The 24,637-nt window shown below is 33.9% G+C and carries 24 protein-coding genes; 9 read left to right on the top strand and 15 right to left on the bottom strand.

The features are described 5' to 3' along the window. Positions 1-167: 167 nt before the first annotated feature. Positions 168-1,034: an aldo/keto reductase gene (locus tag BHU61_RS01160; protein WP_111714244.1), complete on the bottom strand. Its 867-nt coding sequence runs from the start codon at positions 1,032-1,034 to the stop codon at positions 168-170. Between the two features lie 18 nt (positions 1,035-1,052). After that, a complete protein-coding gene (locus BHU61_RS01155) occupies positions 1,053-1,961 on the bottom strand; it encodes a CobW family GTP-binding protein (RefSeq protein ID WP_170122423.1) in 909 nt (302 codons plus the stop codon). A 251-nt stretch (positions 1,962-2,212) separates the two neighbouring features. Here BHU61_RS01155 and BHU61_RS01150 point away from each other — a divergent pair, with 251 nt between their 5' ends. After that, positions 2,213-2,650, top strand: coding sequence for a MarR family winged helix-turn-helix transcriptional regulator (locus BHU61_RS01150; protein WP_111714242.1), 438 nt, complete (start codon positions 2,213-2,215; stop codon positions 2,648-2,650). 45 nt (positions 2,651-2,695) lie between these two features. On the opposite strand, the gene BHU61_RS01145 is transcribed toward BHU61_RS01150, so the two are convergent. The 3 genes from BHU61_RS01145 to BHU61_RS01135 all read right to left on the bottom strand — a co-directional run bounded on the left by BHU61_RS01145 (position 2,696) and on the right by BHU61_RS01135 (position 6,866). Further along, positions 2,696-3,532: a DegV family protein gene (locus BHU61_RS01145; RefSeq protein ID WP_111714241.1), complete on the bottom strand. Its 837-nt coding sequence runs from the start codon at positions 3,530-3,532 to the stop codon at positions 2,696-2,698. Between the two features lie 125 nt (positions 3,533-3,657). After that, positions 3,658-5,280 carry an amino acid ABC transporter ATP-binding/permease protein gene (locus BHU61_RS01140; protein ID WP_111714240.1) on the bottom strand — a complete coding sequence of 541 codons (1,623 nt, stop codon included), beginning with the start codon at positions 5,278-5,280 and terminating at the stop codon, positions 3,658-3,660. Next, positions 5,280-6,866 (bottom strand): ABC transporter ATP-binding protein/permease, encoded by a 1,587-nt coding sequence (locus BHU61_RS01135; RefSeq protein ID WP_170122422.1) that lies wholly within the window; start codon positions 6,864-6,866, stop codon positions 5,280-5,282. The genes BHU61_RS01140 and BHU61_RS01135 overlap by 1 nt, the downstream gene beginning before the upstream one ends. A 118-nt stretch (positions 6,867-6,984) precedes the next feature. On the opposite strand from BHU61_RS01135, the gene BHU61_RS01130 reads away from it, so the two are divergent. From BHU61_RS01130 to BHU61_RS01115, 4 genes are all read left to right on the top strand, one after another. Continuing rightward, a complete protein-coding gene (locus BHU61_RS01130; protein WP_111714238.1) occupies positions 6,985-7,839 on the top strand; it encodes an undecaprenyl-diphosphate phosphatase in 855 nt (284 codons plus the stop codon). Between the two features lie 141 nt (positions 7,840-7,980). After that, the gene (locus tag BHU61_RS01125; protein ID WP_111714237.1) at positions 7,981-8,400 is read left to right on the top strand and encodes a MarR family winged helix-turn-helix transcriptional regulator; all 420 of its coding nucleotides are present in this window, start codon (positions 7,981-7,983) and stop codon (positions 8,398-8,400) included. 106 nt (positions 8,401-8,506) lie between these two features. After that, entirely contained in the window at positions 8,507-9,439 is a 933-nt protein-coding gene (locus tag BHU61_RS01120) for a hypothetical protein (RefSeq protein WP_111714236.1), read from the top strand. After that, positions 9,426-9,887, top strand: a complete 462-nt coding sequence (locus BHU61_RS01115; protein ID WP_242444206.1) for a YaiI/YqxD family protein — start codon at positions 9,426-9,428, stop codon at positions 9,885-9,887. Before BHU61_RS01120 ends, BHU61_RS01115 begins: the two co-directional genes overlap by 14 nt. Here the strand turns inward: BHU61_RS01115 and BHU61_RS01110 are convergent. Further along, complete coding sequence (locus BHU61_RS01110; protein WP_111714235.1) at positions 9,884-10,351, bottom strand: GNAT family N-acetyltransferase; 468 nt, start codon at positions 10,349-10,351, stop codon at positions 9,884-9,886. The two genes, BHU61_RS01115 and BHU61_RS01110, sit on opposite strands and share 4 nt — an antisense overlap. A 56-nt stretch (positions 10,352-10,407) precedes the next feature. On the opposite strand from BHU61_RS01110, the gene BHU61_RS01105 reads away from it, so the two are divergent. After that, a complete protein-coding gene (locus tag BHU61_RS01105; protein WP_111714234.1) occupies positions 10,408-10,980 on the top strand; it encodes an LOG family protein in 573 nt (190 codons plus the stop codon). Here the strand turns inward: BHU61_RS01105 and BHU61_RS01100 are convergent. The 7 genes from BHU61_RS01100 to BHU61_RS01070 form a co-directional block, all read right to left on the bottom strand. Further along, positions 10,965-11,417, bottom strand: coding sequence for a 2-thiouracil desulfurase family protein (locus BHU61_RS01100; RefSeq protein WP_111714233.1), 453 nt, complete (start codon positions 11,415-11,417; stop codon positions 10,965-10,967). The two genes, BHU61_RS01105 and BHU61_RS01100, sit on opposite strands and share 16 nt — an antisense overlap. Next, positions 11,401-11,970 (bottom strand): GNAT family N-acetyltransferase, encoded by a 570-nt coding sequence (locus BHU61_RS01095; RefSeq protein WP_111715493.1) that lies wholly within the window; start codon positions 11,968-11,970, stop codon positions 11,401-11,403. The genes BHU61_RS01100 and BHU61_RS01095 overlap by 17 nt, the downstream gene beginning before the upstream one ends. Positions 11,971-12,070: 100 nt before the next feature. Beyond that, positions 12,071-14,449: an immune inhibitor A domain-containing protein gene (locus BHU61_RS01090; protein ID WP_111714232.1), complete on the bottom strand. Its 2,379-nt coding sequence runs from the start codon at positions 14,447-14,449 to the stop codon at positions 12,071-12,073. A gap of 152 nt (positions 14,450-14,601) precedes the next feature. Then, a complete protein-coding gene (locus BHU61_RS01085) occupies positions 14,602-16,305 on the bottom strand; it encodes an immune inhibitor A domain-containing protein (RefSeq protein WP_111714231.1) in 1,704 nt (567 codons plus the stop codon). Positions 16,306-16,309: 4 nt separating this feature from the next. Continuing rightward, the gene (locus tag BHU61_RS01080) at positions 16,310-17,857 is read right to left on the bottom strand and encodes a putative periplasmic lipoprotein (RefSeq protein WP_111714230.1); all 1,548 of its coding nucleotides are present in this window, start codon (positions 17,855-17,857) and stop codon (positions 16,310-16,312) included. Between the two features lie 76 nt (positions 17,858-17,933). Further along, positions 17,934-18,227, bottom strand: coding sequence for a hypothetical protein (locus tag BHU61_RS01075; RefSeq protein ID WP_111714229.1), 294 nt, complete (start codon positions 18,225-18,227; stop codon positions 17,934-17,936). A 78-nt stretch (positions 18,228-18,305) separates the two neighbouring features. Then, complete coding sequence (locus BHU61_RS01070; protein WP_111714228.1) at positions 18,306-19,211, bottom strand: DUF5068 domain-containing protein; 906 nt, start codon at positions 19,209-19,211, stop codon at positions 18,306-18,308. Positions 19,212-19,357: 146 nt separating this feature from the next. Between BHU61_RS01070 and BHU61_RS01065 the strand changes: the two genes are divergently transcribed. Beyond that, positions 19,358-19,864: a cupin domain-containing protein gene (locus tag BHU61_RS01065; protein WP_111714227.1), complete on the top strand. Its 507-nt coding sequence runs from the start codon at positions 19,358-19,360 to the stop codon at positions 19,862-19,864. 39 nt (positions 19,865-19,903) lie between these two features. Here BHU61_RS01065 and corA read toward each other — a convergent pair whose 3' ends face one another. Beyond that, a complete protein-coding gene (corA, locus tag BHU61_RS01060; RefSeq protein WP_111714226.1) occupies positions 19,904-20,851 on the bottom strand; it encodes a magnesium/cobalt transporter CorA in 948 nt (315 codons plus the stop codon). Continuing rightward, positions 20,844-21,296, bottom strand: a complete 453-nt coding sequence (locus tag BHU61_RS01055) for a GNAT family N-acetyltransferase (protein ID WP_111714225.1) — start codon at positions 21,294-21,296, stop codon at positions 20,844-20,846. The genes corA and BHU61_RS01055 overlap by 8 nt, the downstream gene beginning before the upstream one ends. A gap of 263 nt (positions 21,297-21,559) precedes the next feature. Here BHU61_RS01055 and pflB point away from each other — a divergent pair, with 263 nt between their 5' ends. Together pflB and pflA are read left to right on the top strand one after the other, a co-directional pair. Then, positions 21,560-23,809: a formate C-acetyltransferase gene (gene pflB / locus BHU61_RS01050; protein ID WP_111714224.1), complete on the top strand. Its 2,250-nt coding sequence runs from the start codon at positions 21,560-21,562 to the stop codon at positions 23,807-23,809. 41 nt (positions 23,810-23,850) lie between these two features. After that, positions 23,851-24,606 carry a pyruvate formate-lyase-activating protein gene (pflA, locus tag BHU61_RS01045; RefSeq protein WP_111714223.1) on the top strand — a complete coding sequence of 252 codons (756 nt, stop codon included), beginning with the start codon at positions 23,851-23,853 and terminating at the stop codon, positions 24,604-24,606. Positions 24,607-24,637: the final 31 nt, after the last annotated feature.

Raw genomic sequence — 24,637 nt, 5'->3', positions numbered from 1 at the left:
TCTTAATTTATCCGAACATCAAAGTCAATCTTTTTCATCCAAAATCATTCATGATAAATTAATTTTCTTATAAAACGTCATAAAACGGTCATAGTTTATGAATAGATATAAAAAAACGTATGTTGTCAGTTAACAACATACGTTTTTTTATTTCTAGCATACTTTATTTACAGAATATCTCTGCCTAATGCTGCGGTATAGATCATAAACCATTCATTATCAGTCAGACTGTGATTTTGTGCTTGTAAAGCAACTTTCGTGCGTTCTAAACTTTGCGAACCGACAATCGGATGTATATTGTATGGCAAATGATTAATGAAACGATATGCAATATCATCAACTGTTGTGTTGTATTGATTTGCAATACCATTTAATACAGTCTGAACTTTTCCGGTTTCAAATATTTTTCCACCTGCCAGTGGGCTCCAAGCCATAATATCAACTTGCTTTGCCTTCATCGTTTCTAATGTGCCATCTTCGATATTTTCAAGGTTGAGTGGTGATAATTCAACCTGATTATAATCAAGTGACAATCCTTCATGCTGCATTGCTTGATTTAAACGGTCAAACTGATGTGCTTTAAAATTTGAAACGCCAAATTGTTTCACATAACCTTTTTGTTGTAACTGCTTTAAAGTTCCAGCCACAACTTCAGCATCAAGTAATGGAGAGGGGCGATGTAATAATAATAGATCAATTTCATCCACCTTAAGTTCTTTCAAACTTCTTTCAACAGATGCTTCAATATGCGCTTTACTATAGTCATATTTATGAAAATCAAATTGTGGCATTGTCTTTGATCTTAGCACAATACCACATTTCGTAACGATCTGCATTTTCTTTCTTAGTTCCGGCGTTAAGCTTAGCGCATCACCAAAAATCGTTTCGCACGTATAGTCTCCATAAATGTCAGCGTGGTCCATCGTAGTTACGCCTAGTTCAATGAGCTCATGTAAATATCTATTTAAAGCTTCCTTATTATATTGCCATGTATTCAATCTCCAAAATCCCTGAACTACTTTAGACATTTCCATAACGTATTCCCCCGTCTTTTATCCAAATTGTAATAGATCTAATTGATTTAATAACTTTTCTTTATTTAGTTGTTCACCGATAATGACTAACTTTAATGGCAAATTCATCATTTCTTCTTCGTATTGAGGTATGCCATATGCATATTGGAAGAGCACAACCTGTGTAGGGTTTTCTCTAAATTTTATAAATCCTTTAATCCGAAGAATTTCATCCGGTAAAGTTCTCAGCCACTCTACGAATTGTCGTGCGTCTATTGCACCACTAAACTCATATACGATTGATTGTATACCGTGATGCATATGGTTATGTGCATCAATATGAGCACCATAATATTCAAGCTGTGCTGTGTCTAAGGCACAATACGTAGTTTGTATCTGCTTTGCTTTTGGATTTAGGTCTGTTACTTGCTGAATAATTTGTTGCTGCTCATCTTCAGTGACTAAATCCATCTTATTTAATATGACAACATGTGCATATTTCACTTGTTCTTCCATTAAATGCTTCACAGTGTATGAGAATTTATTACGATCCAAAAATCTTGAACAATCCAGAATCGTTGTTATATTTAAAACTTGAGCAATTTTAGTCACTGTTGGTTCGGTACATGCATCATATATTTCTACAGGATGAGCCACTCCTGTTGCTTCTATAATAATAAGTTCAGGATGATGACGATGATAGAGGTCATTAATTTGAATTGCAACATCACTTTTAAGATCACAGCATATACATCCATTCAATAATTCATTATATGGTGTTTCCTCACCAAGAATTTTAGAATCAATATTAAAACCACCTAATTCATTCATAAGGATAGCAATTTTTTTGTTTTGATTCTTTTTTATGATTTGCGCAAGTAAAGTTGTTTTTCCGCTTCCCAAAAATCCACTTATAATTAAAATATTCATTTTTCTCTCTTGATTCAAAATATTCATCTCCATTATATAAATAATATGTATTGTATTTAAAGACTTATTTATGTAATAAGTATAGACCTTTGAACATATTAACAATTTACATACAAAAAGATTGTAAATTAGCTTGAAAAATGTTTGTAAATATAATATGTTAATTAAGAACAAATTAGGTTATTTCGTGTTTATAGAGTATACTGATATTAAGATATATACCTTTACATGACATTAATTGTTTAGCATACATATATAGGAGGCACAAAATGACAGAACATTTCAAGCTAGACAATCAGCTTTGTTTTAGCTTATACAACGCGCAAAGACAAGTAAACCGATATTATTCCAACAAAATCTTTAAGCAATATAACCTAACCTACCCACAGTATCTTGTTTTACAAATACTTTGGACATCATCTCCAGTTAACGTGAAAAAATTAGTCACTGAACTTTCATTAGATACAGGTACAATTTCACCGTTACTAAAACGTATGGAAACGAATGGTTTAATTATGCGTGTACGTTCAGAATTAGATCAACGTGAAGTATTTGTCCATCTTACAGATAAAAGCAAAGAAATTCAATCACACCTTGAAGGTGCTACAGATATATTAAAAGAAGTTTCTCAATTTACTGATGATGAATATAATGAATTCGGTAAGTTATTGAATAAATTAATCCACAGCTTACGAGAACAAGAATAAATGAAGATACCGAACACAAATTTAGAATTTGTGCTCGGTATTTTATTATCGTTTAATCCATGAGATACCAATTGTCCCATATCCTAAATGTACACCTGCTACAGGTACTAATATTTCACTAACGATATTAATTTCAGGATACGCTTCTCTTAACCACTCGATATAAATATTTGCTTCCTCTTTGTCGCCAGCATATACAACACAAATTTCTTTCGGTTTAAATTCAGCAAGATTTTTCTCAACCTGCTTTTTTACAGCATCTACTACTTTTTTCTTCGTTCTTACTTTATCTACCGGATATATACTGCCATCTTCAAATTGTAATACTAAATGAATATTTAATAATCCAGCCATAAAACTTTGTGTTTTTGACACTCGACCACTTTTCTTCATTTGATCTAAATTTTTAGGATTTAATACTAATACTGCATCTTCAGCATATCTTTTTAAAGTTTCCACAATTTCTTCGAATGATTTACCTTCAGCATTCATCTCTTTACCAGCTTCAATCATTGCTTTTATCGGATAGCTACCAATCTTACTATCAATTACTGCTGAAGTGATATTCACTTCTTGGCTCGCTATCACTGAGCTTTGAAATGATCCAGTAAGTTTACTAGAAGGATGTATTGCGATGATATGCGTATATCCTAACTTTTCAATTTCTTCATACACATCGTGAATCGCCTTAAAATTAGGTTGAGTCGTTTTTGCACCATCACCATATTCTTTAAGCAAGGTATAAAATTCTTCTACAGATAATTCTGCCTGATCCTGATAATGTTTTTCGTTCAAAATAACACCCATCGGCACTACAAATGTATCTTTTTCACCTATTATACAGCCTGATGACGTGTCAGTTACCCAAGCAATCTTGTTCATGATGTACCTCCTTTTATTTATTTCATCATATCATAAAATGATTCAAATATTTAATTTATATAACAATATTTTATTTCAAAAGTTATAATCTTGGTTATGAATAAGAGTATTATTAATATATTATTTTATACTGATAACAATTGTTGCTGAAGTAACTGATAAAACCTTGAATTTTGTTCGTGTAATAAAGATCCTGCACCCTCTTCAATCATTTGCCCATCCTCAATGAGATAAAGCTTATCACAATGATTAAATACCGATAAATCATGCGAAACCATTATAATCGTTGTTGATTGTAATTGATTTAAATAATCAAGCATAATCTTCTGATTCGCTTTATCAACACCATTAAATGGTTCGTCCATTATCCAGACATCTTTATTGCGTAAAATCATGCGTATAAAATGTAATCGTTTCTTTTCTCCACCTGATAAATTCTCGCCAAATGAGTGTATCATTGTTTCACTGTTAAATGGCAATTGAAATTGTTCTAAAAGCTGATTTAACTGATGAGGATTTACATCTACAAACATATTTTCTGCAACAGTTCCATTGATAAAATGATTATGCTGTTCCATTACATTAAACATCTGTAAAAGATTAGCCGGTGTTTTTATCATCTTTCCATTTAATAAATAATCACCTTTAATTTTTTCTAATCCAAGCATCGTTTTTAATAACGTAGTTTTACCTGCACCACTTTGCCCGGCGATACCCACAAATTCACCCTGATGAACAGTCATATTAATATTAGAAAGGCGTTGATCGACGATTACATCTGCGAGCTGTATTGTATGAACCTTTTCTTCTATATTTTGATAGTGGACGCGTTCATTCAATGTGTCAAGATGATTAATCGATTGGTCCGTTTCTACTTTATGATATGGATAGTGAATCATAGGAATACTCATTTCAAAAAGTGTTATCGCTACCATTACGATACTTAAATACATCAGTGTATTTCGGGTTGGATCAAACATCATTACATATATTACTAAAAATATAGCAATCATCGCGATAAGATTTAATAAAAAATCATACAGGATAATGATACTATGTTCTTTCTTAATTGCCTGTTCCATATTGCGTTGTTTTTGTACAAGCTGTTGCTGATAATTATCCGATTTATCAAATACTGCCAGTGCTTCCTGGGCAAGATGATAATCTAAAAGGTGATGTTCAAATTGATTTGTTGCTTCTATTTTTTTATTCACTACCCTTTTTAAAAATCTTGTAATCACAGTCGGCAATAATATGGTTAATAACAACATCGCAATAAATAATACGATAACTGCATATATACTATACTGAGCATAAATACAAGTTACAATTACTGTAGTAATCATAGCGATGACAGGTGGATAAATGACTCTGAGCAGAAGATTCTGTAGTTTCTCAACATCATTTACAGTGCGATTTAATAATGTTGATAAATGATATTTTGAATGAATTGTTATAAAGTTTTCGAGTAGATGACGCACAGTTGTTACACGCACATCTTTTAACATTTCAAATGTAGCTTCATGACTAATGAGACGTTCGAAATATTTACAGATCGCACGGACGACGCCAAATAATTTAATAGTCGCTACTAACGTCATTAAAGTATAGAGCGGTACTTGATAGGCACTCTTTGACAACATTAGCCCGCTAAGACTGAACATCCCGATTGCAGTGAGACCACCAATCGTTCCTATGATTATAGCGATGATAAGTGATTTTCTTGTCATTTTTGAAATATAGCGCACTATATCACCTCCGAAACTTTCACTTTGTCATGTATACTTACTTGACCATTTTTCACGCGCACTACATGAGATGCTGATTCTATCGTATTTTTATTATGTGCAATAACAAATACAGTACTTATGTCTTTAAGTTTATTGATTGCTTCATTTATGATGTGTTCACTGTCTATATCTAACATCGCTGTCGGTTCGTCAAAGATAACGAGTGCTTTAGGTTGAACGAAGACTCTCAGTAACATTAATCGTCTTGCTTCGCCACCCGATAATTGTCGGGCACCTTGACCGATGATGGTATCGTATCCTTCAGGCATATTCTTAAACAAGTCATGTAATTTTAATTGTTCTGCATACTGATACACAATATTCTCGTCGATATGCTGAAACATCGTAATGTTATTCATTATCGATGTGTTTAATATAATCGGGTCCTGAGATAAATAGACGATATTATCTTTCAAATATTCAGGTAATTTCATTTCACCTGTTGCATACTGCAGCTGAGCAATCACTTTAGCAAGCGTTGATTTACCAGCGCCACTCGGTCCTGCAATTACATAATGATGCATCGGTATTTCAGTATCGATAGATAATAGATAATCACTATCTGGGTACCTCACTTTCATATTGTTAAATGCGATTGTGTTTTTTTGGTGATACGAAATATTTGTTGTCTGCACCTGTTCATCTAACGAAGATTCAATAAGGTCACCGTAACCACTTGATTGTTTACCTGTATGAAATGCGAGCCCTAAATCTTTTAAGGCATTGTAAAATTCAGGTGCTAACATAAGCACAACTACCGCCACATAAAATGATACTGTTTTAAATACGATGAGTGATAATCCAATTTCCAGAGCAATGATACCGATGGATAACATAGAGACAAACTCAAGCATCAACGTAGATAAAAATGCCGTCTTTAATATTTTCATTGTATTATCTTTGTACTGTACGGAGTAATCTTCAATTTTCCCCATCGCTTTATCATCATATTTAAATAGTTTAATTGTCATAATTCCTTTCATGACATTTAAAAAATAATTTGAAAAATGATTTAATGAAAGCATCTGATCCGTTGCTTTTTTAGCAGTATTGATACCGATAATAACATAGAATATCGGTATAAAAGGCGCTGTGATACACATAATCAGTGCTGTTTGGTAATGAAAGTTAAATAAAAATAAGATGATCATCAATGGAATTAACATCGATTTATATACTTGTGGTAAATAATCTGCAAAAAATGGATGAACTCCTTCCACCCCCTGCTGACTAAAATTCATCAGTTCACCTGCATCATTATTTTTAAATAAAATCCTGTTTCTTAATTTATTTTTTATCTTATGACTTAACAGATGTCCACTGTACTTTATTAGAGACTGGATGACTGCTCTGGAGACTAATATCAATAAAATTACAACTAAAGTCTGAGAGATTTGATATTGGTGGTTTGTTAAAATAAAATCAATGACTTTACCAATTTCTAAACTTTGCGTAATGATAATGACACTTAACATGATACTTAAAATGAATAACAGTATATGAATACCGATAAATGGTTTAGTGAGTTGTGTTAAAAATTTCACATAATCCCTCCTCGAATGCATTATAGCATTTATTCTTCATTAAGTATAAATAGTGCATTCTGACGGATTATGCTATAATTTTATAGAATTTAAAAAGTATATTAAAGGTGGTTCACTCATGGAATTTTTCGAATTAATTAAAGCGCTCATCCTTGGTATCGTTGAAGGATTAACAGAGTTCGCTCCCGTATCATCAACCGGACATCAAATACTTGTTGATGATATGTGGTTACAAACAAAACAAGTACTTGGCAGCCAGGAATCTGCAAACACATTTAAGATTGTGATTCAGCTTGGTTCAATTTTTGCAGCAGCCTGGATTTTCCGTCATCGTTTCTTAGAAATGTTTCATCTTGAAAAAGATAAAACACCACATCCATCCGGAAAAAAACTAAATTTATTACATGTCTTTATCGGGTTATTACCTGCAGGAATTATGGGTCTATTATTTGATGATTTTATCGATGAGCATTTATTTTCTGTACCAACTGTATTAATCGGTTTAGCATTAGGGGCATTCCTAATGATCGCTGCAGATCTTTATGCTAAGAAAGTCCCTAATCCAACAACAGTAGATGAAATCAGTTACAAAAATGCATTAATTATCGGTATCGCACAATGTTTAGCATTGTGGCCAGGTTTCTCTAGGTCAGGTTCTACTATTTCTACAGGTGTTCTGTTGAAGATGAATCATAAAGCAGCAAGTGACTTTACTTTTATTATGGCAGTACCCATTATGTTTGCGGCAAGTGCTAAAAGTTTAATCAGCAATATCGATTATATCCAGAGCAATCAGATTATGTTCTATATCGTAGGTTTCATCGCTGCATTTATTTTCGGTGTATTATCCATTCAATTATTCTTAAATTTAATCAATCGTGTTAAATTAATTCCTTTCGCAATTTACCGTTTAGTATTAGTTGCTGTCATCGCAATTTTATATTACGGATTCGGCATTGGACATGGAATTTAACGATACTTTTTATACAACTCACACGTGAGTTGTATTTTTATTTCACTTTTTCATAGTGAAAAAAGTGATTTTTATTATATTTCTGATTCAATAAGTGATATAATAAATCTATTATTTACACCACACCTTTAAGGAGCATTTATGCCACAAAATTCGTTAGACTATCAAATGTATCTTGCGCAGCGTGAGATTATTAAATTTTATAATCGAAATTTATTAAAAGACAAACAATTAAGTTACCAACATTATCTCGTATTAATGGTATTGCATGAAGAAAAAGTGATGCCGGTTCTTCAACTTGGTGAACGCCTGGCATTTCAATCTGGAACGATTACTCCCATCTTAAAAAAGATGGAAGCACGTGGTATCGTCTCTCGTCATAGAAGTGATGCGGATGAACGTATCGTGATGATTCAACTGACTGAGGAAGGTGAATCATTAGTCAAAGATTTATATAAAGTGCCTCTACAAATGTTTAAAGCAAGTAAATTAGAAGCTGAAGACTATAAAAAACTTATGGCATATAGCAAGAAAATAGTAGACAATGTCACATATGAATAGTTTTAAAAGATAACGAAGTTATATAAATAACTTCGTTATCTTTTTATATATAAGGGTAAATACTATATAATAATGACTATTAATAGGTTAAAAGGAGAATCAGGCTATGAAAAAAGAAACGATAAAATCAGTAATAAATGTAGCTGCTTTAATATTAGTACCCCTTTATAATGAACGTCATCGCATAAAAGATCATGAAGAAGTTCAAAAAGCGACTGCTTTATCTTTGAAAGTGATGGATACTACAAAAGAAGTTGGCGTTAAAACGAAAGACAAAGTTGTACATACCTCTCATAATGTGGCGAAGGCTGCTCATACTGTTAAAAGTGCAACAGCGGGTACAGCTCAATTTGTGAGCCAAAAAGCACAGGATAGTAAGAAAAAACACCAATATAACCAACAAATGAATTTATATAAAACGAACGAGAAATTAGCTCAAAAAAATGAAAAAAAACTTCAAAAAGAAATGAATAAGTTAGACAAGAATTTATCTAAACATATTGAAGATCGTCGTAATGAAGAAGATAAAAATATAAATGCACGACAAAAAGAGCTAAAAAAAGAAATGAAACAATATAAAAACTATGAAGCAAAACTACCTGAGGAAAATATTAATTTTTCGCCAGTGCAAGTGAAAAAAGTAAATCACAAAGATCAAAAAGCTATAAATCATCTTGCAAAGAAATTAGAAGCAACAATGAACACACGTCACGCAGAAGAAGATAAAATAATCAAAGCGCAACAAAGCGCGATGATCAAAGAAATGAAAAAATACAAAAACCATAAGTTTAACACGCCAAAACAAAAGCGTTCTCTATTTAACTTTAATCAAAACGTTTCAAACAGTCGTGAAGAAACAAATGCTAGTAATAAAATCCAATCACTATCACAACCATTTGTAAAAAATACAAATGTATCTGCTACGCCACAACAAGAAAAGACACAAAAAACTGCTGTAAAAGCTGAAGAAAACTATGATAATGCGCAGTTATTTGAAAAGCATCGTCAGTTGATGGCACAGCAAATTGACAATCGTTAATCGGATTATTGTCGATGCAGATAGTTCTCCTGTCATTCAGGAAGTGATTCATGTCGCTGAAAAGTACAAGCTCAAAGTGTTGCTCGTTAAAGACTTCTCACACTTTACAATGCAGGATTTTCCTGATTTTGTTGAAACGAAATATGTTGATACAGGAAACGATAGTGCAGATTACGAAATTAAAAGGATTGCTACGAACCATGATATCGTCGTTACTGGAGATTACGGTTTAGCGAGTCTATTAATCAATCATGCTATCGTGATGCATCACAATGGCAATATGTATACGAAAGATAATATCGATTTATTGTTATTAACACGTTATCATAATCAGATTGAACGCAATGCAGGAAAAAGAATTAAAGGTCCTTCAAAGTTTACAATGAATGATCGCCATAGTTTTGTAACTCATTTAGAACAATGTATTGAAAAAAACTTAGCACCTTAACTGCTAAGTTTTTTTGATAATACTTTTAATTTTGATAATCCTTGACGCACAATGCGTTTCTCATCTTTAAATCCTGATTTAATAAAAGCATAATATGCATCATTATTTACATTTACCATTAAATAAATCGCTGTAATTTCTGGATGATGTTCTAATAAATATCGCTCTAGTGCTGCAAGCGATGCTTTAAAATAACCTTTATTCTGCTCAGAAAAATTAATTGAAAGGCCACGTAAGTATACTGCATGTTGAGGTGCACCAATCTTCTCTAATATCTCGCCTGCCTCTAATGCAAATACACCGATGAGACGGTCCTGTTCTTCAATGATAAATGGGATGTATTGTGGTTTATTTCGTGTTAGTATAAATCTTGGATGACCTGCATACACCATTTGTCTTGCTGGTAATTCATAATGACTCAAATCGATGTCAGTTATTGTGTCTACCGGTTTAATGTTAATCAAGATATTCACTCCATTTCATTACAACTTATAATACCATAAAAGAAAGGATTTTTTACATGAAAAATATCGCTGTATATTGCGGATCAAATAAAGGCGTTCATCCTAACTATGAGATATTTGCTTCTGAACTTGGCAAAACACTCGTAAAAAATAATATAGGATTGGTTTTTGGTGGCGGTAAAGTTGGTTTAATGGGTGTTATTGCTGATAGTGTCATCAATAACGATGGTCGCGCAATTGGCGTAATCCCAAACTTTTTACAGGAAAAAGAAGTGGCACACCCAAATCTAACGGAACTTTATACTGTAGATACGATGCATCAACGTAAAGATATGATGTCTTCATTATGTGATGGTTATATCATGATGCCAGGTGGCGCCGGAACGCTTGAAGAATTTTTCGAAATATTTACTTGGGCGCAACTCGGCTTGCATCAAAAACCAATTGGCATCCTGAATGTCGATGGTTTCTATAATCCATTAATCGAAATGTTAGAAAAAATGATGCAGGATGGATTTATCGGTGAACATTATCGTCATCTTGCCATCGTTGAAAGTGATCCTGATACATTGATTGACAAGATGAACAATGCAACACCCGTAAGTGTTAAGCGTTATGATGAAAAATAATCTTGTTCGCTCAACACTTTAATACCATTTCTAATTAACAAGGCGGTTGTAACACCTACGCCTTGTTTTTTTGTGCCGCTAAATGTGCCATCATAGATTTGATTGTTACCACAACTTGGACTATTAGCCTTTAATATAACAGTATCTATATTTTCAGTTAATAGTATCTTTAATGTTGCTTCTGCACCTTTTACAAATGCTGCAGTTACATCTTTATTGCCAGCCGTCATCACTTTTGCCTGTCCATCTAATACATCAAATCCGTCTCCACCGATAATCTCTGCTGGTTCACGTGGTACATTTAAGCCACCCAGAAGTTCGGGACAAGCATGTATCGCCTTGCCTTCATTTATGAGTTCTATAAGACGTGTATCACCTTGCGAGCCACCATCATATCTTACATATGCTCCTATTAAACAACTACTGATTAATATCATTTATATCACTTCCAGATAAATATTTATGAAATAACACTTGTTCATTCAATGGATGACGCTCATTTATCAATGGATGTTGAAATGAACGAACAAATGTCATATTTAACTTTTCCATTATTCTTCTGCTCGGTCTATTCATTAAACTTGTATAACTATATACTTCTTTAATGCCTATTTGTTGAGCATAGTGTAATACACCTCGTGCTCCTTCAGTAGCATATCCTTGATGCCAAAATGCTTTTCTTAGACGCCAGCCAATCTCATAACAAGGCATAAAGGGTAGATTAAAATGCCTTGTCGGAATTAAATACTGCATCCCGATAAAACCGATAAATTCATTTGTTTCTTTCAAGGAAACTGCGAAAAGACCTAACTCATGTTGTGTAATTTCAGCCTGCATGATATAAAAGGCAATTTCACTTCTCGCACTGCTCATTACATCCGGAAAATAACGTCGTACATCAAAATCACTATTCATTGCCTGAAATTTCGGTAAATCACTTTCCTGCCAATCTCTAAATAATAATCTCTCGGTCTCAAAATATATCATGATATCCTCCTGTTGATATAAATATACCAAATTCAACGTCTAACTTAAATGAAGACATTGAAAAAGAGTGAAACAAATAAAATTGTTTCACTCTTATAATGAATTATTTATAAACAATAATTTTTGCTGTCGTTTTATCTTTTGATTCTCCAACAACTTTTACTTTTAAACCATGTTTTGGTAAGATTTTACCTGCATGAGGTTGTGCTTTATTTGAATAATCTTTGCTGTCATCAAATAAAGCATTTGCAACTAATGATTTATCCACTAACGTAGATGTTTCATCTAATGTAATTTTCAGTGGATCTTGTTTTGTTAGACTAAATGCTGCATCACGCATCTGCCATTGTGTTGATGCTGGTCCTGGGCTTTCTCCATCCCAAACAAGTGCGTTTTGATCGGCATCAACGACACCTACATAACCTTCACCTGGATGTTTACCAACGTGGTTGTCACTAAATGATTCATCGACATATTCTACGATTAAACCTGGATTGTATGTTAAGAATCCGTCGCCACGTTTAATATGTGCTAAACCACCATCAATCTTATTATGACTTCTCCATTGTAATAAATAATAGTTTTTACTGTATTTCTTACCGTCAGATACACTGAATCCATTTAATTCAAACTTCGGTATAGTTTCAGCGCCATCTTCTAAGACGACCTTACCATCTGCAGTTACTTTTAAGTTATCTAAATATAATCCTGGTGCAATAAATCCACTATCAGTTTTATAAAGTACACGCAACTGAACTTTTTGACCGGCAAACTGATCTAGATTGAATTTAGCTTCAACAAATCCATCACTTTTACCATCGATACCATTACCCATATTAGATCCGCTATTATCAGGGTCATCATTATTCGTAATATTACCTTCTAGATTAGTCCATTTCTCACCATCAGTAGAAGCCTGAACATATGCATAGTCATAACCTTTTTCAATATCATACCACGCATCAAATGTGAATTCAGCAGATTTAGCGGCTGTTAAATCAACAGAAGTTGACAGTGTTGTTTCTAAATCATTATCAGAACCACTATGATACAATTTAGAACCAGATTTAGGCGTTACAATGTTAGTAACTTTATCTGGTAACGTTACTTTCACTGCATCATTATTCGTACCTTTCGTTGTCGCTTCATCCAATAAAAACTCCTGAGGCACACTTGTTACATCTTTAATATCTACTTCACTACCTGTCTGCCAGTTACCACCATGAAAATCCTGTAACATTTCCTTCATGTATGGATCAAATCCTGATGGTTCTGTACCTGGGATTTTACCAGCCCAGCTACCACTTGACATGATTGACCAGAATGAAACAGGTTCACCTTTACCTGAGTAAATTGTATCGTACTCATCTGGCAAGCCTAAGTCATGTCCAAACTCATGTGAGAATACGCCTGCAGCACCATCCTCAGGTTGAATCGTGTAATCAATTACTGCAAGCTCTCCTCCGAAGCGATCCTGACCTGATTTCGTATTTGGAATAGTATATGGCTCACCTTGTTCGTCAAAGTCTAAACTCCAGCGATGACTCCAGATAGCATCTGTACCTAGACGACCCCCACCAGCATCTTCACCAGGTGATGCGTGGATAATCATAACGTGGTCGACGATACCATCCTTTTCATTTAATACACCATCCCCATCTAGATCATATCGATCCCACTGATCATATTCCTCTAAATTGACGTTAGGATCTTTCGCTGCTGCTTCAAGCGCTTCTTTCACAAGTTCCTTCGGTCGTTGATCATTTCCATCAGCATCCGGATAATTTCCACCGTAATATGCTGCTTCATGTTTTGCTGTATACCAGCCATGCACTTCTCCGTCCAACGCGTAACTGCCACCTGACTGATTATTATAATATTGTTGCATACTTACTAATGTTTCACCATTAGGACCTTTATATCCATCTTTACTAAACACCATGTCCTGGAAATGACTCATCGGATAGTCTTCATAGAACATATCTGATTCTTCTTTAGTAATTGTAGAGTTTTTATAATCTGGAAAGTCGATTGCTAAAAGTAAGACTTTGTCTGTACGCTTTTCACCTGAATATACTTCAGGTACTACTGATGGTAAATTTTTAGCGTGTCCTAATTTTTTCCCTTTACCTTTTGTATATTTATTTTGTGCATTTTGTGCATTTTTCTTTGTTGTGACTTTATTATATTTCTTATCGAATGCACCTTTATTTCTTATGTATTTATTAGACTGTTCCTGCTTATGTTTTAGAAATTGTTGTACTGCTTTCTCTGCTTCAGCTCTCGATGCTGTTTTAGAAAGTATCCCTTCTTTTTGTAACATCTTAATTAATCGTTCTTCATTTGCAACACCCGAATCGAAACCACTGCCACTCATCGTCTGTACTTTTGTATCAGCATATGCTGCACCGCTTGTTAAACCAAGACTTGAAAACCCTAAAGATAACGCAAGTAGTGAAGAAAATAATTGTTTTTTTCTCATCGCTTAGCCCCCGAATGTTTTTAATTTTTGTTTCTGAAATTATTATCTTCTAAATTTTCAGAATTGTAAATATATTTTTTAACATTTTTATTATTACAAATATGTAACAAAAAAAACAGGACAGCAATTACTGTCCTGTTCTATCAAAATATTTACTTGAAAATACTGATTTTCGCTACTGTTCCATCAGTATTTTGATCTTCAACTTTAATCTTTATACCAAGTTGTGGCAATATACGACTACTGTCTGGTACCTGCATGCGCTCTCTAGCAGATAAACTATAGCGTTTATCTGTAAATAAAGTTACAGGTTTAGTCGATTTTTTCTTAAAGAAATAATTTTTTGCTTTGTTAAACTGACCATAACTTTTCGTATTAAATGGTGCATCAAACACTTGCGTATCTGACATCGGTATTAAACCATCTGGTGTTGTGATATTAGATGGACTAGCATCAACGACACCAACTAAACTTTTACCAAAGTGTTTAGATAAATTTGCGTTATCCGGGTACGTTTCATTTACATACCAGATTAATAAACCTTTACCATATTGATTGATGCCAAAAGGATCCTTAATATGCGAAAGTCCTTTATCCACACCGTTATGTGAACGCCATTCTAACAGATAATAATGATTGTAGTTTTTCACCTTACCATTCTTATCTTTCTTTCTTATAGGTGGTAAATTCACTTTCACAACATCATTATTAACACCTTTAATACTTGCCTGATCTAATAAATAATATCTTTTTTTCGAAGAAATATTCTTATAGTTTACTTCACTACCTAGTATCCAGTTTCCACCGTAAATTTGTTGTAAATCTGACTTTGCAAATGGACTTAAGCCGACTGGTTCCATACCGGGAATAATGCCGGCATCTGCGCCATAACTCATCAACGACCAGAATCTTACTGGTTCTCCGGCATGACTATTTGCATTCGGCGCTGTGTCATATTCATCAATTAAACCAAGCATATGGCCAAATTCATGTGAGAATGTGCCTACCGTACTATCTTCAGCTAAAATACCATATTCAGCGATTCCAAGACGATTTTTATAGAATTTTGAATGTTTGCTATATGTTCCAGGGATTGATTTTGGATTGCCATTTTTTGATAACGCTACTTCAGAAACATGTTCCCAAATCGAATTCTGTAAGAACTTACCACCGCCTTCACTCTCACCGATACCACTAAATACTACGACAAATTTATCGATGATGCCATCCGGTTCTTTCATGTTACCGTCCTGGTCTAAATCATAATAATCATATTGATCGTATTTACTCATATCGATACTTTTATCTTGAGCTGCATGCGTAGCTGCTTCCATAATTAATTCAGTTACTTTTTCATCTTCATTATGTCCATAGTAATTTAGAGGATGTTTCGCACGATACCATCCTGTTACTTGTCCTTGTAGTTCTAAACTATTTCCAGACACGTTCTGATAATACTTTTTGATAGAATCATACTGTTTCTGATCAGGTCCTGTAATTGAATCACCAAAGAATAACTGCTCATAATATGACTTATCATAAACTTTACGATAGTTTTCAGTATCAGCTTTTGTCAAAGTAGAAGCTGGACTATTGCTAAAATCCATCATCACGACAAGCACGTTTTCTTTCATCGGTTGTTCACGATAAATCCTTTTCTTAAATGCCGGCACTTTATTTGCAACAGTAGAACTCGATTTAAGTACTGGTTCATTCACTTTAATCTTATCGGTATTATCAAACTTAATTTCTTCTTCTGTCTTTGGTACTTGTGTATTAGTGGCATATACCATACTCGTTGGTAACAATACAGTCGAAATAGCTGCTATTGATAATGTTTTAATGAATTTATTCACTGCCTTACCTCACAATCATCTTTTCTTTTTGTATTAATTGATTTTTCGCATATATATTAATCGTAATCTCACCGTTCGCTTCTCTAGCTATCTTACCATGAAAATAGCTATGAAAACGATTTTCATTTTTTTTAGTATCATAAGCGCGCGATGGTCCGGGCGGATTGCCATCAAAAAGGCCGACTTGCTCACCATCAGCATCAATCAGTTCAATTGAAACTTGATTTAGCTGTTCCTGAGTATATACATCCACGATGAAACGCTGACCGATACTTACCGTCTTTGGATACTGTACGTCAATTTTATTTCCTGTTGTCGTTTTATCCTGTGTGGTTTTATTATCTGTATTATCTTTTTTATTTGTTGATTTATTATTCTGTTGATGCTCGCTACTTGATACAGCTATACGCTTTGTGTCTTTGCCAAAACTACCCGGTTCAAAAGTTGATGGATCATACCATTTATAATCATGTCCAGGTGTTCCCCAAGGTTCACGTTTCGGTTCAGTTGATTGCTCTGGTATTTCAAATTTTAACACTTTCGTAGGTTTATCTAAAGAAACCTTACCCTTTAACGAAGAATAGTCTTCTTGTTTCATCATCCACTGTATGAGATTTTCCATTAAAACTTGATGATCCATCTCGCGAATTCCATCGTATGTCTGCTTTTCCTGAGCATTATCTTCACGCACATATTTTGGGGTGCTATCTTCAACGATTGATGAATCACCGATAAATAAGGCTTTACCTTTCCCTAGTTTACTAATCGCAATAAAGGCCCCCTCATCTTTAAAACCATTTGTATAGACCCCTTGATCTACCGCATGCGACCATTTATCATGTTTTGATAATTTTTCAGGGTAGATGATACCTTTAGCGATTTCAGGATTAGTTATCATGATTGTGCTGCCGGCATGCATATTTACTTTCTCAACATCATCAAGCAAACCGAAAGCATTATCTTCATCCTTCGCCGACAATACGACATCATCTAATGCATTATATCTGAAACGTACTCCAAATGTTTCACTTAGAAAGTCGCTTGAAATAACATCTTGCATTCTATCAGCATTTATTTCATCCTGCGACATACCTTTTGTAATATTGTGAAATGCACCACGTCGGTATCCATTAAAAATTTCCGAAGCATCAAAGCGATTTAAGTTTCTGTCAGCGTTATAATGATCTGCAATCATCATGATGCTACCACCACTATTGACATACTCTTTAATCGCTTGTTGCTCACTTGCTTTTAAAGGTATATTAGGTTCTGGCATAATAAATGCTTTATATCGTTTTAATAATTTCAGTGTAATCTCTGTCTGATAATCTGTAGAAGCAGTAGTAAAACCTAACTTATTAATGTCATCATTAAACGTAGAAAAGCCACCATCGATAACCCAATCCGCTTCACCAGCAGTCACGCCATGTGAAGCATCAAATAATATTTTGCTTACGTTATTAGATTTAAGATTTGTTGTGTTAGATTCATTTGATGAATTACATGCAGTCAGAAATATCGTTGCTGCAAATAGTACTGTGATTTTTTTCATAAGTATCCTCATTAAAATAGTGTATTAATATATATTATGACATATACATTAACACACTACTGTAAATTTATTATTTTTATTTTGTATTGTAAGAAATTAATCTCACTTTCACTTTGTCAGTTTGCAGATTGACGTCAGCATCTTTCGGTGTTGTTACTGTTACATCCGTTAAATCATCAGATTCATTGAATTCATAAGTAACTAAATAACTTTCAAAATCCTGATCAAAGTTTGGTTTCTGTGCAACGATGCGATTGATATCTCCGTAGCTATCTTTAACAGTATAACCCGTGATTGCTTCAAGTTCACGCGCTATCTCTGATAATGTAAATGATTTACCTTCCAGCAGTACAAATTTCTCTTCATGCATATTGAACGCCTCCGTAGTCTTTTCTTCTATATTCCCGATTCTATCAGTAAAAAACATTCAAAATATCCATCTTTTTAACTACTGAATTACATATCCTTTTGACTGCGTATCTGTTTTATCATTCATATCTTGTGATTGGGATACGCCACCTTTAATAAACAGAAGCGCTTTACCAGTTTCAACTTTTTTATAATCTTCCTTATTAATTGCGATTGATTTATAGCTTATCGTTTTTTCCTTTGGCGCATATTCAGTATAGTTATTTTTACTTTTCTTCATTGAACTTTCCTGTAATTCTGGTGGTATGAAAGAAGCGTTCTCAGAAAATATTTTCTTATCTCCTAAATCCAGGACACCGATATTATTATAATATAACGGCTTATCTAAAGTATTCTCTGCAGTTACTTCATAGATTAGTACATAACCTTCTGTCTCACCATCAAATAGAACGACCTGATCTTTAGGCATATCTGTTACTTTAAATATTTGTATACGGTTAATTGATGTCTTCATGCCGGCATCATTAAAATCCAGACCGACGTTACGAATCGATTTAATCGTTTGAATTTTACCATTTGTACTTGCTGCAATTGTATTGGGCATGGTTGCTTTATTTCTTGCCTGTGCTATTTTCTTTTCTTTTTGTGCACGCACTTTAGCTTCCTGTTCAGCTTTTTGTTTTGCGATTAATCGATTGCGTCTATCGATAGCCTCCTGCTTTTTCTTCGCAGCTTCTTCACGCTTAATCTGTGCTTTTATTTCAGCTTCTTTTTCTTTTTTCAGCGTATCTATTTCAGACTGCTTTTCTTTAATTTCTTTATCAATCGATTTATTATCTTCCTGTAACGATTTATATTCTTTTTCTGATTTATCTTTTTGCTGCTTTAATGATTCAATATCTTTTTTAATTGCTGTTGTATCATCATTACTACAGCCCGTTAAAAATAAAGCACCTGAAATTGCTAAGTACGCAAAGTTTTTCAAGTTAATCCCACCTTCATCATTCTGTCTTTATTTTAACATAGAATATAAATTTCGTATGGAATTAACATTTGGTTAAAATCTTATCTTTTGCTTTATAAAAAGAAATAACGAACAATAAGAATATATCAATACGAGGAGGAATATTTATGAAATATAAAATTATTCATAGCCCTGTATCAAAAAGCACACCGAATCACATGATTCTGCCAGTTATCGTCTATCAGAATGTTGAAGGAGATTTTACTGAAATATTTAAAAATAATCAATGGACAGATATATGGACAAATGGTGTATTTGACTATCATCATTTCCATCCTAATACACATGAAGTGCTTGGTATCGCTTCAGGTGAAGCAACTTTGATGATTGGTGGTGAATCAGGAAGTCAGTTAAAAGTAAAACAAGGTGATGCATTATTACTCCCTGCAGGCTATGGTCATAAACGTATCGCAGCAAGTGAGGATTTTAAAGTTGTCGGTGCATACCCAACAGATATTGATGTTGAATCGTTAACAAGTTATGAAGACATCCAAACAATTAACAGTACGATAAATAGTGTAATGTTACCAGAACATGACCCTATCGAAGGTGACAAAGGTATAATGTTTAAAGAATGGCACAATATTTATCATTGTAGTACTTACGTGAAATAATGATAAAAGGAGCAGAAATTTAATTCTGCTCCTTTTATATTAAAACCACTTCTTTATTCGGAAATAGCCTATCATTCCAACCGTAATAGCAATCATCACAATCCATACTGCCAAATATCCGTATTTCCAGTGCAATTCAGGCATGACATCAAAGTTCATCCCGTAAATACCTGCAATTAAAGTCAGTGGCATAAAGATTACTGAATATATTGTTAAAATTTTCATGATATTATTCATTCTAAAAGAGTTCAGCGAAATATAATTATCACGAATATCCGCTGTCATCTCACGGGAAGATTCAATCATCTCTACCTGCTTAATTAAATGGTCATTAATATGATGCAGAAATATTTTCTGTTTCTTACTTAATGCCAATACTCTGCCTTCTAATAGTCGATATACTAAGTCGCGCATCGGCAATACTGTACGTCTAATCAATAAAAGATCTTCTCTCAAATCAAACGTCTCATCTATTAGATTCTCGGTTGAGATATCTACTGAATGTCTATCTTCAAACGAGAATACTTTGTCTTCTAAGTCATATACGAACGGGAAATAGTTATCGACGATGGCGTCAAGCGTTTTATACATCACTTCATTTGTCGTAACCTTTTCATTCGGCTTTTTGTTCAGCATTGAATGCCAGACTTTATCGACCTCTTCAGAAGCCTCTTTATGATAGGTCACAATAAGGGTTGAATTGATAAAGATATCAATTTCTTCAGGTTTCATCGTACGCAAGTCAATTGCATGAAAGACGAAAAATAAATAATCATCATATTCTTTATATTTCGGACGTTGCTTAACCGTCGTTGCGTCTTCAATAGATAATGGATGAAAGTGAAAAAACTGACTCAGTAGTAGATTCTCTTCTTTTGTAGGTTCACTCATATCCACCCACAGCCATTTCGGCGTTACTTCTATATCATAGGGTGAATCACAAACATGCAACGTATTCATTTCATCAATATAAAGCGTTCTAATCATTTTGCACCTCTATTATTTTTATCATTCGATTACTATGCTCTTTAAATTGATAGCCTAATCTCTCATTTAATTGTCTCATCGCAAAATTTTTAGGGTCAACGTCACTGTAAATAATACCAATGTGTTGTTCTTTTGCGATTGTTTCAACATAGTACTTAAGTTGTATCGCGTATCCTTGATTACGATATTTCGGATAAACAAATGTTGATTTAATATGTATTGCACCATCTATTGCATACCAAATATATGCACAGATTTTGTTGTTGTGTTCTATGACTGTAATCTGATCATGCTTATGCTTCATCAGTAATTGAATTGATTCATATCGCAAATCAATATCCAAAGGTGTTACCTTATATGATGAATCGTAAGCTAATGGGATATTTTCATGTAATGCTGCAATTTCTTTTATCTTATTTGTTTCAGTTAACGATAATTTTCTCATGTTATTTCACCTTTTTTATTGTACATGGATATGTTTGATAACTCCACACTAAACTTGAATGTTATTGCAATCTAAAGCTCTAACTCTTAGCTGTTATATATACAAAATTCAAAAAACTAGTGTGTACCATTACAGATAAAAAGCTTTAAATCAATGTTTCTAAAAAAATTAACCGTTTTCAAAATAAATGTGATTATTTTCACGAAAGTTGTTATAATAGTATTGTGAAGTAATTAACATAATGAAAATTTGGAGGGATTAATATGTTTAAAGAAGAAACTAAAAAAACACATGCTTGGGAAGGTTTTAAAACTGGTAAATGGAACAAAAGAATCGACGTTCGTGAATTTATCCAATTAAACTACACTTTATATGACGGTAAAGATGAGTTTTTAGCAGGGCCAACTGAAGCAACGAAGACATTATGGGATCAAGTTATGCAATTAACAAAAGAAGAACGTGAACGTGGTGGTATGTGGGATATGGATACAAAAATACCATCTACGATTACATCGCATGACGCAGGTTATTTAAATAAAGATCTTGAAACAATTGTCGGTGTTCAAACTGAAAAACCTTTCAAACGCTCTATGCAACCATTTGGTGGTATTCGTATGGCAAAAGCTGCTTGTGAAGCATATGGCTATGAATTAGATAAAGAAACTGAAAAAATATTTACAGATTACCGTAAAACACACAATGCTGGTGTATTCGATGCTTACTCTAAAGAAATGTTAGCTTGTCGTAAAGCTGGTGTCATTACAGGTCTTCCAGATGCTTACGGACGTGGACGTATTATCGGTGACTACCGCCGTGTTGCATTATATGGTGTCGATTTCTTAATGAATGAAAAACAAAAAGACTTCAATAACTTATCATCAGTAATGTCAGAAGACATTATTCGTTTACGTGAAGAAGTTTCTGAACAATATCGTGCATTAAATGAATTAAAAGAATTAGGTAATATTTATGGATTTGATATTTCTCGTCCAGCAGAAAACTTTAAAGAAGCTGTTCAATGGACTTACTTAGCATACTTAGCAGCAATTAAAGAACAAAACGGTGCTGCAATGAGTTTAGGTCGTGTATCTACATTCTTAGATATTTATGCAGAACGCGATTTAAAAGCTGGTACAATTTCAGAAATCGAAGTACAGGAAATCATCGACCACTTCATTATGAAATTACGTTTAGTTAAATTTGCACGTACACCAGATTACAACGCATTATTCTCTGGAGACCCTACTTGGGTAACTGAATCAATCGCTGGTGTCGGTATTGACGGCCGTCCTTTAGTTACTAAAAACTCTTTCCGTTTCTTACATTCATTAGATAACTTAGGTCCAGCACCAGAACCAAACTTAACTGTATTATGGTCTACACGCTTACCTGAAAACTTCAAAAAATACTGTGCAAAAATGAGTATTAAAACAAGCTCAATTCAATATGAAAATGATGATTTAATGCGTGAAAGCTATGGCGACGACTATGGAATTGCTTGTTGTGTATCTGCAATGAAGATTGGTAAACAAATGCAATTCTTCGGTGCGCGTGCCAACTTAGCAAAAACATTATTATATGCAATCAACGGTGGGGTTGACGAAGTAAGTGGCGCTCAAGTTGGACCAAACTTCGCTCCTATTACTGATGAAATTTTAGATTACGATAAAGTGTACAAACAATTTGATCAAATGATGGAATGGTTAGCTGGTGTTTATATCAACTCATTAAACGTGATCCATTACATGCATGATAAATATAGCTATGAAAGAATTGAAATGGCTTTACATGACACTGAAATTATTCGTACAATGGCTACAGGTATTGCAGGGCTATCAGTTGCAGCCGATTCATTATCAGCAATCAAATACGCTAAAGTTAAAACAATCCGTAACGAAGAAGGATTAGTTGTAGACTTTGAAACTGAAGGAGAATTCCCTCAATACGGTAACAATGATGCACGTGTCGATGATATCGCTGTACAATTAGTAGAATCATTTATGGGCAAATTACGTAAACACAAAACTTATCGTGATTCAGAGCATACAATGTCTGTACTTACTATCACTTCAAACGTAGTTTATGGTAAGAAAACAGGTAATACACCTGACGGTCGTAAAGAAGGAGAACCATTTGCACCAGGTGCTAACCCAATGCACGGCAGAGATAAAAATGGAGCTTTAGCTTCATTATCATCAGTTGCAAAATTACCATATGACTGCTGTAAAGATGGTATTTCTAACACATTCTCTATCGTTCCTAAGTCTTTAGGTAAAGAAGATGATGCTCAGCAACAAAACTTAGTTGGTGTACTTGATGGATATGCGATGCAACATGGTCACCACTTAAACATTAACGTATTTAACAGAGAAACTTTACTTGATGCGATGGAACATCCAGAAGAATACCCTCAACTTACAATCCGTGTATCAGGATATGCTGTAAACTTTATTAAATTAACAAGAGAACAACAATTAGACGTAATTTCAAGAACATTCCACGAAAAAATGTAGAATATAACAAAGCACTAAGTAGTTAAAGGACGGGGATTTAAATGATTAAAGGACATATTCATTCAGTAGAAAGTTTAGGTACGGTAGACGGACCTGGTTTACGCTATATATTATTCACACAGGGTTGCCTACTGCGTTGCCAGTTCTGTCATAACCCTGATACTTGGGAAATCGGTGCACCTTCAAGAGAAGTTACTGCTGATGAAATTGTAGAAGAAGTAGTTCCTTATATCCCCTACTTTAACGCTTCAGGTGGTGGCGTAACTGTTAGTGGTGGTGAACCGTTACTGCAGTTACCATTCCTTGAAGAGTTATTTCCAAAGTTAAAGCAGCATGGCATATCTACTTGTGTTGATACATCAGCAGGTTGCTTTAATGAAACCCCAGCATTTATGCATCACTTCGATGAAATGCAGAAAAATACTGATTTATTTCTATTAGATATTAAACATATTGATAATGAGAAACATTTGAAACTTACAGGAAAACCGAATACTCATATTTTAAGATTTGCTCAAATACTTTCAGAAAGAAAACAACCTGTCTGGATCAGACATGTACTTGTGCCAGGTATAACAGACGATAAAGAAGATTTAATCAAACTCGGCGAATTTATCAATCGTCTAGAGAACGTAGAAAAATTTGAAATACTTCCTTATCATCAACTTGGGGTACATAAATGGGAAGCATTAGGTATTCAATATCCTTTATCTGATATTGAACCACCGAGTGATGAAGATGTAAAACATGCATATGATCTTGTAAACTTTAAAGGTAAGACGCCACTAAGTAATTAAAAGAAGCTTCCAGCATTTGCTGGAAGCTTCT

Source organism: Macrococcus epidermidis, assembly GCF_003259695.1.
Classification (GTDB): domain Bacteria; phylum Bacillota; class Bacilli; order Staphylococcales; family Staphylococcaceae; genus Macrococcoides; species Macrococcoides epidermidis.
The sequence above is the reverse complement of the archived record's forward strand: the minus strand, read 5'-3'. Positions and strand labels throughout refer to the sequence as shown.

Coding starts and splice junctions, on each gene's coding strand:
- BHU61_RS01160 (WP_111714244.1), bottom strand. CDS start 1,034: ATGGAAATGTCTAAAGTAGTTCAGGGATTTTGGAGATTGAATACATGG.
- BHU61_RS01150 (WP_111714242.1), top strand. CDS start 2,213: ATGACAGAACATTTCAAGCTAGACAATCAGCTTTGTTTTAGCTTATAC.
- BHU61_RS01145 (WP_111714241.1), bottom strand. CDS start 3,532: ATGAACAAGATTGCTTGGGTAACTGACACGTCATCAGGCTGTATAATA.
- BHU61_RS01130 (WP_111714238.1), top strand. CDS start 6,985: ATGGAATTTTTCGAATTAATTAAAGCGCTCATCCTTGGTATCGTTGAA.
- BHU61_RS01125 (WP_111714237.1), top strand. CDS start 7,981: ATGCCACAAAATTCGTTAGACTATCAAATGTATCTTGCGCAGCGTGAG.
- BHU61_RS01120 (WP_111714236.1), top strand. CDS start 8,507: ATGAAAAAAGAAACGATAAAATCAGTAATAAATGTAGCTGCTTTAATA.
- BHU61_RS01105 (WP_111714234.1), top strand. CDS start 10,408: ATGAAAAATATCGCTGTATATTGCGGATCAAATAAAGGCGTTCATCCT.
- BHU61_RS01100 (WP_111714233.1), bottom strand. CDS start 11,417: ATGATATTAATCAGTAGTTGTTTAATAGGAGCATATGTAAGATATGAT.
- BHU61_RS01090 (WP_111714232.1), bottom strand. CDS start 14,449: ATGAGAAAAAAACAATTATTTTCTTCACTACTTGCGTTATCTTTAGGG.
- BHU61_RS01080 (WP_111714230.1), bottom strand. CDS start 17,857: ATGAAAAAAATCACAGTACTATTTGCAGCAACGATATTTCTGACTGCA.
- BHU61_RS01075 (WP_111714229.1), bottom strand. CDS start 18,227: ATGCATGAAGAGAAATTTGTACTGCTGGAAGGTAAATCATTTACATTA.
- BHU61_RS01065 (WP_111714227.1), top strand. CDS start 19,358: ATGAAATATAAAATTATTCATAGCCCTGTATCAAAAAGCACACCGAAT.
- corA (WP_111714226.1), bottom strand. CDS start 20,851: ATGATTAGAACGCTTTATATTGATGAAATGAATACGTTGCATGTTTGT.
- BHU61_RS01055 (WP_111714225.1), bottom strand. CDS start 21,296: ATGAGAAAATTATCGTTAACTGAAACAAATAAGATAAAAGAAATTGCA.
- pflB (WP_111714224.1), top strand. CDS start 21,560: ATGTTTAAAGAAGAAACTAAAAAAACACATGCTTGGGAAGGTTTTAAA.
- pflA (WP_111714223.1), top strand. CDS start 23,851: ATGATTAAAGGACATATTCATTCAGTAGAAAGTTTAGGTACGGTAGAC.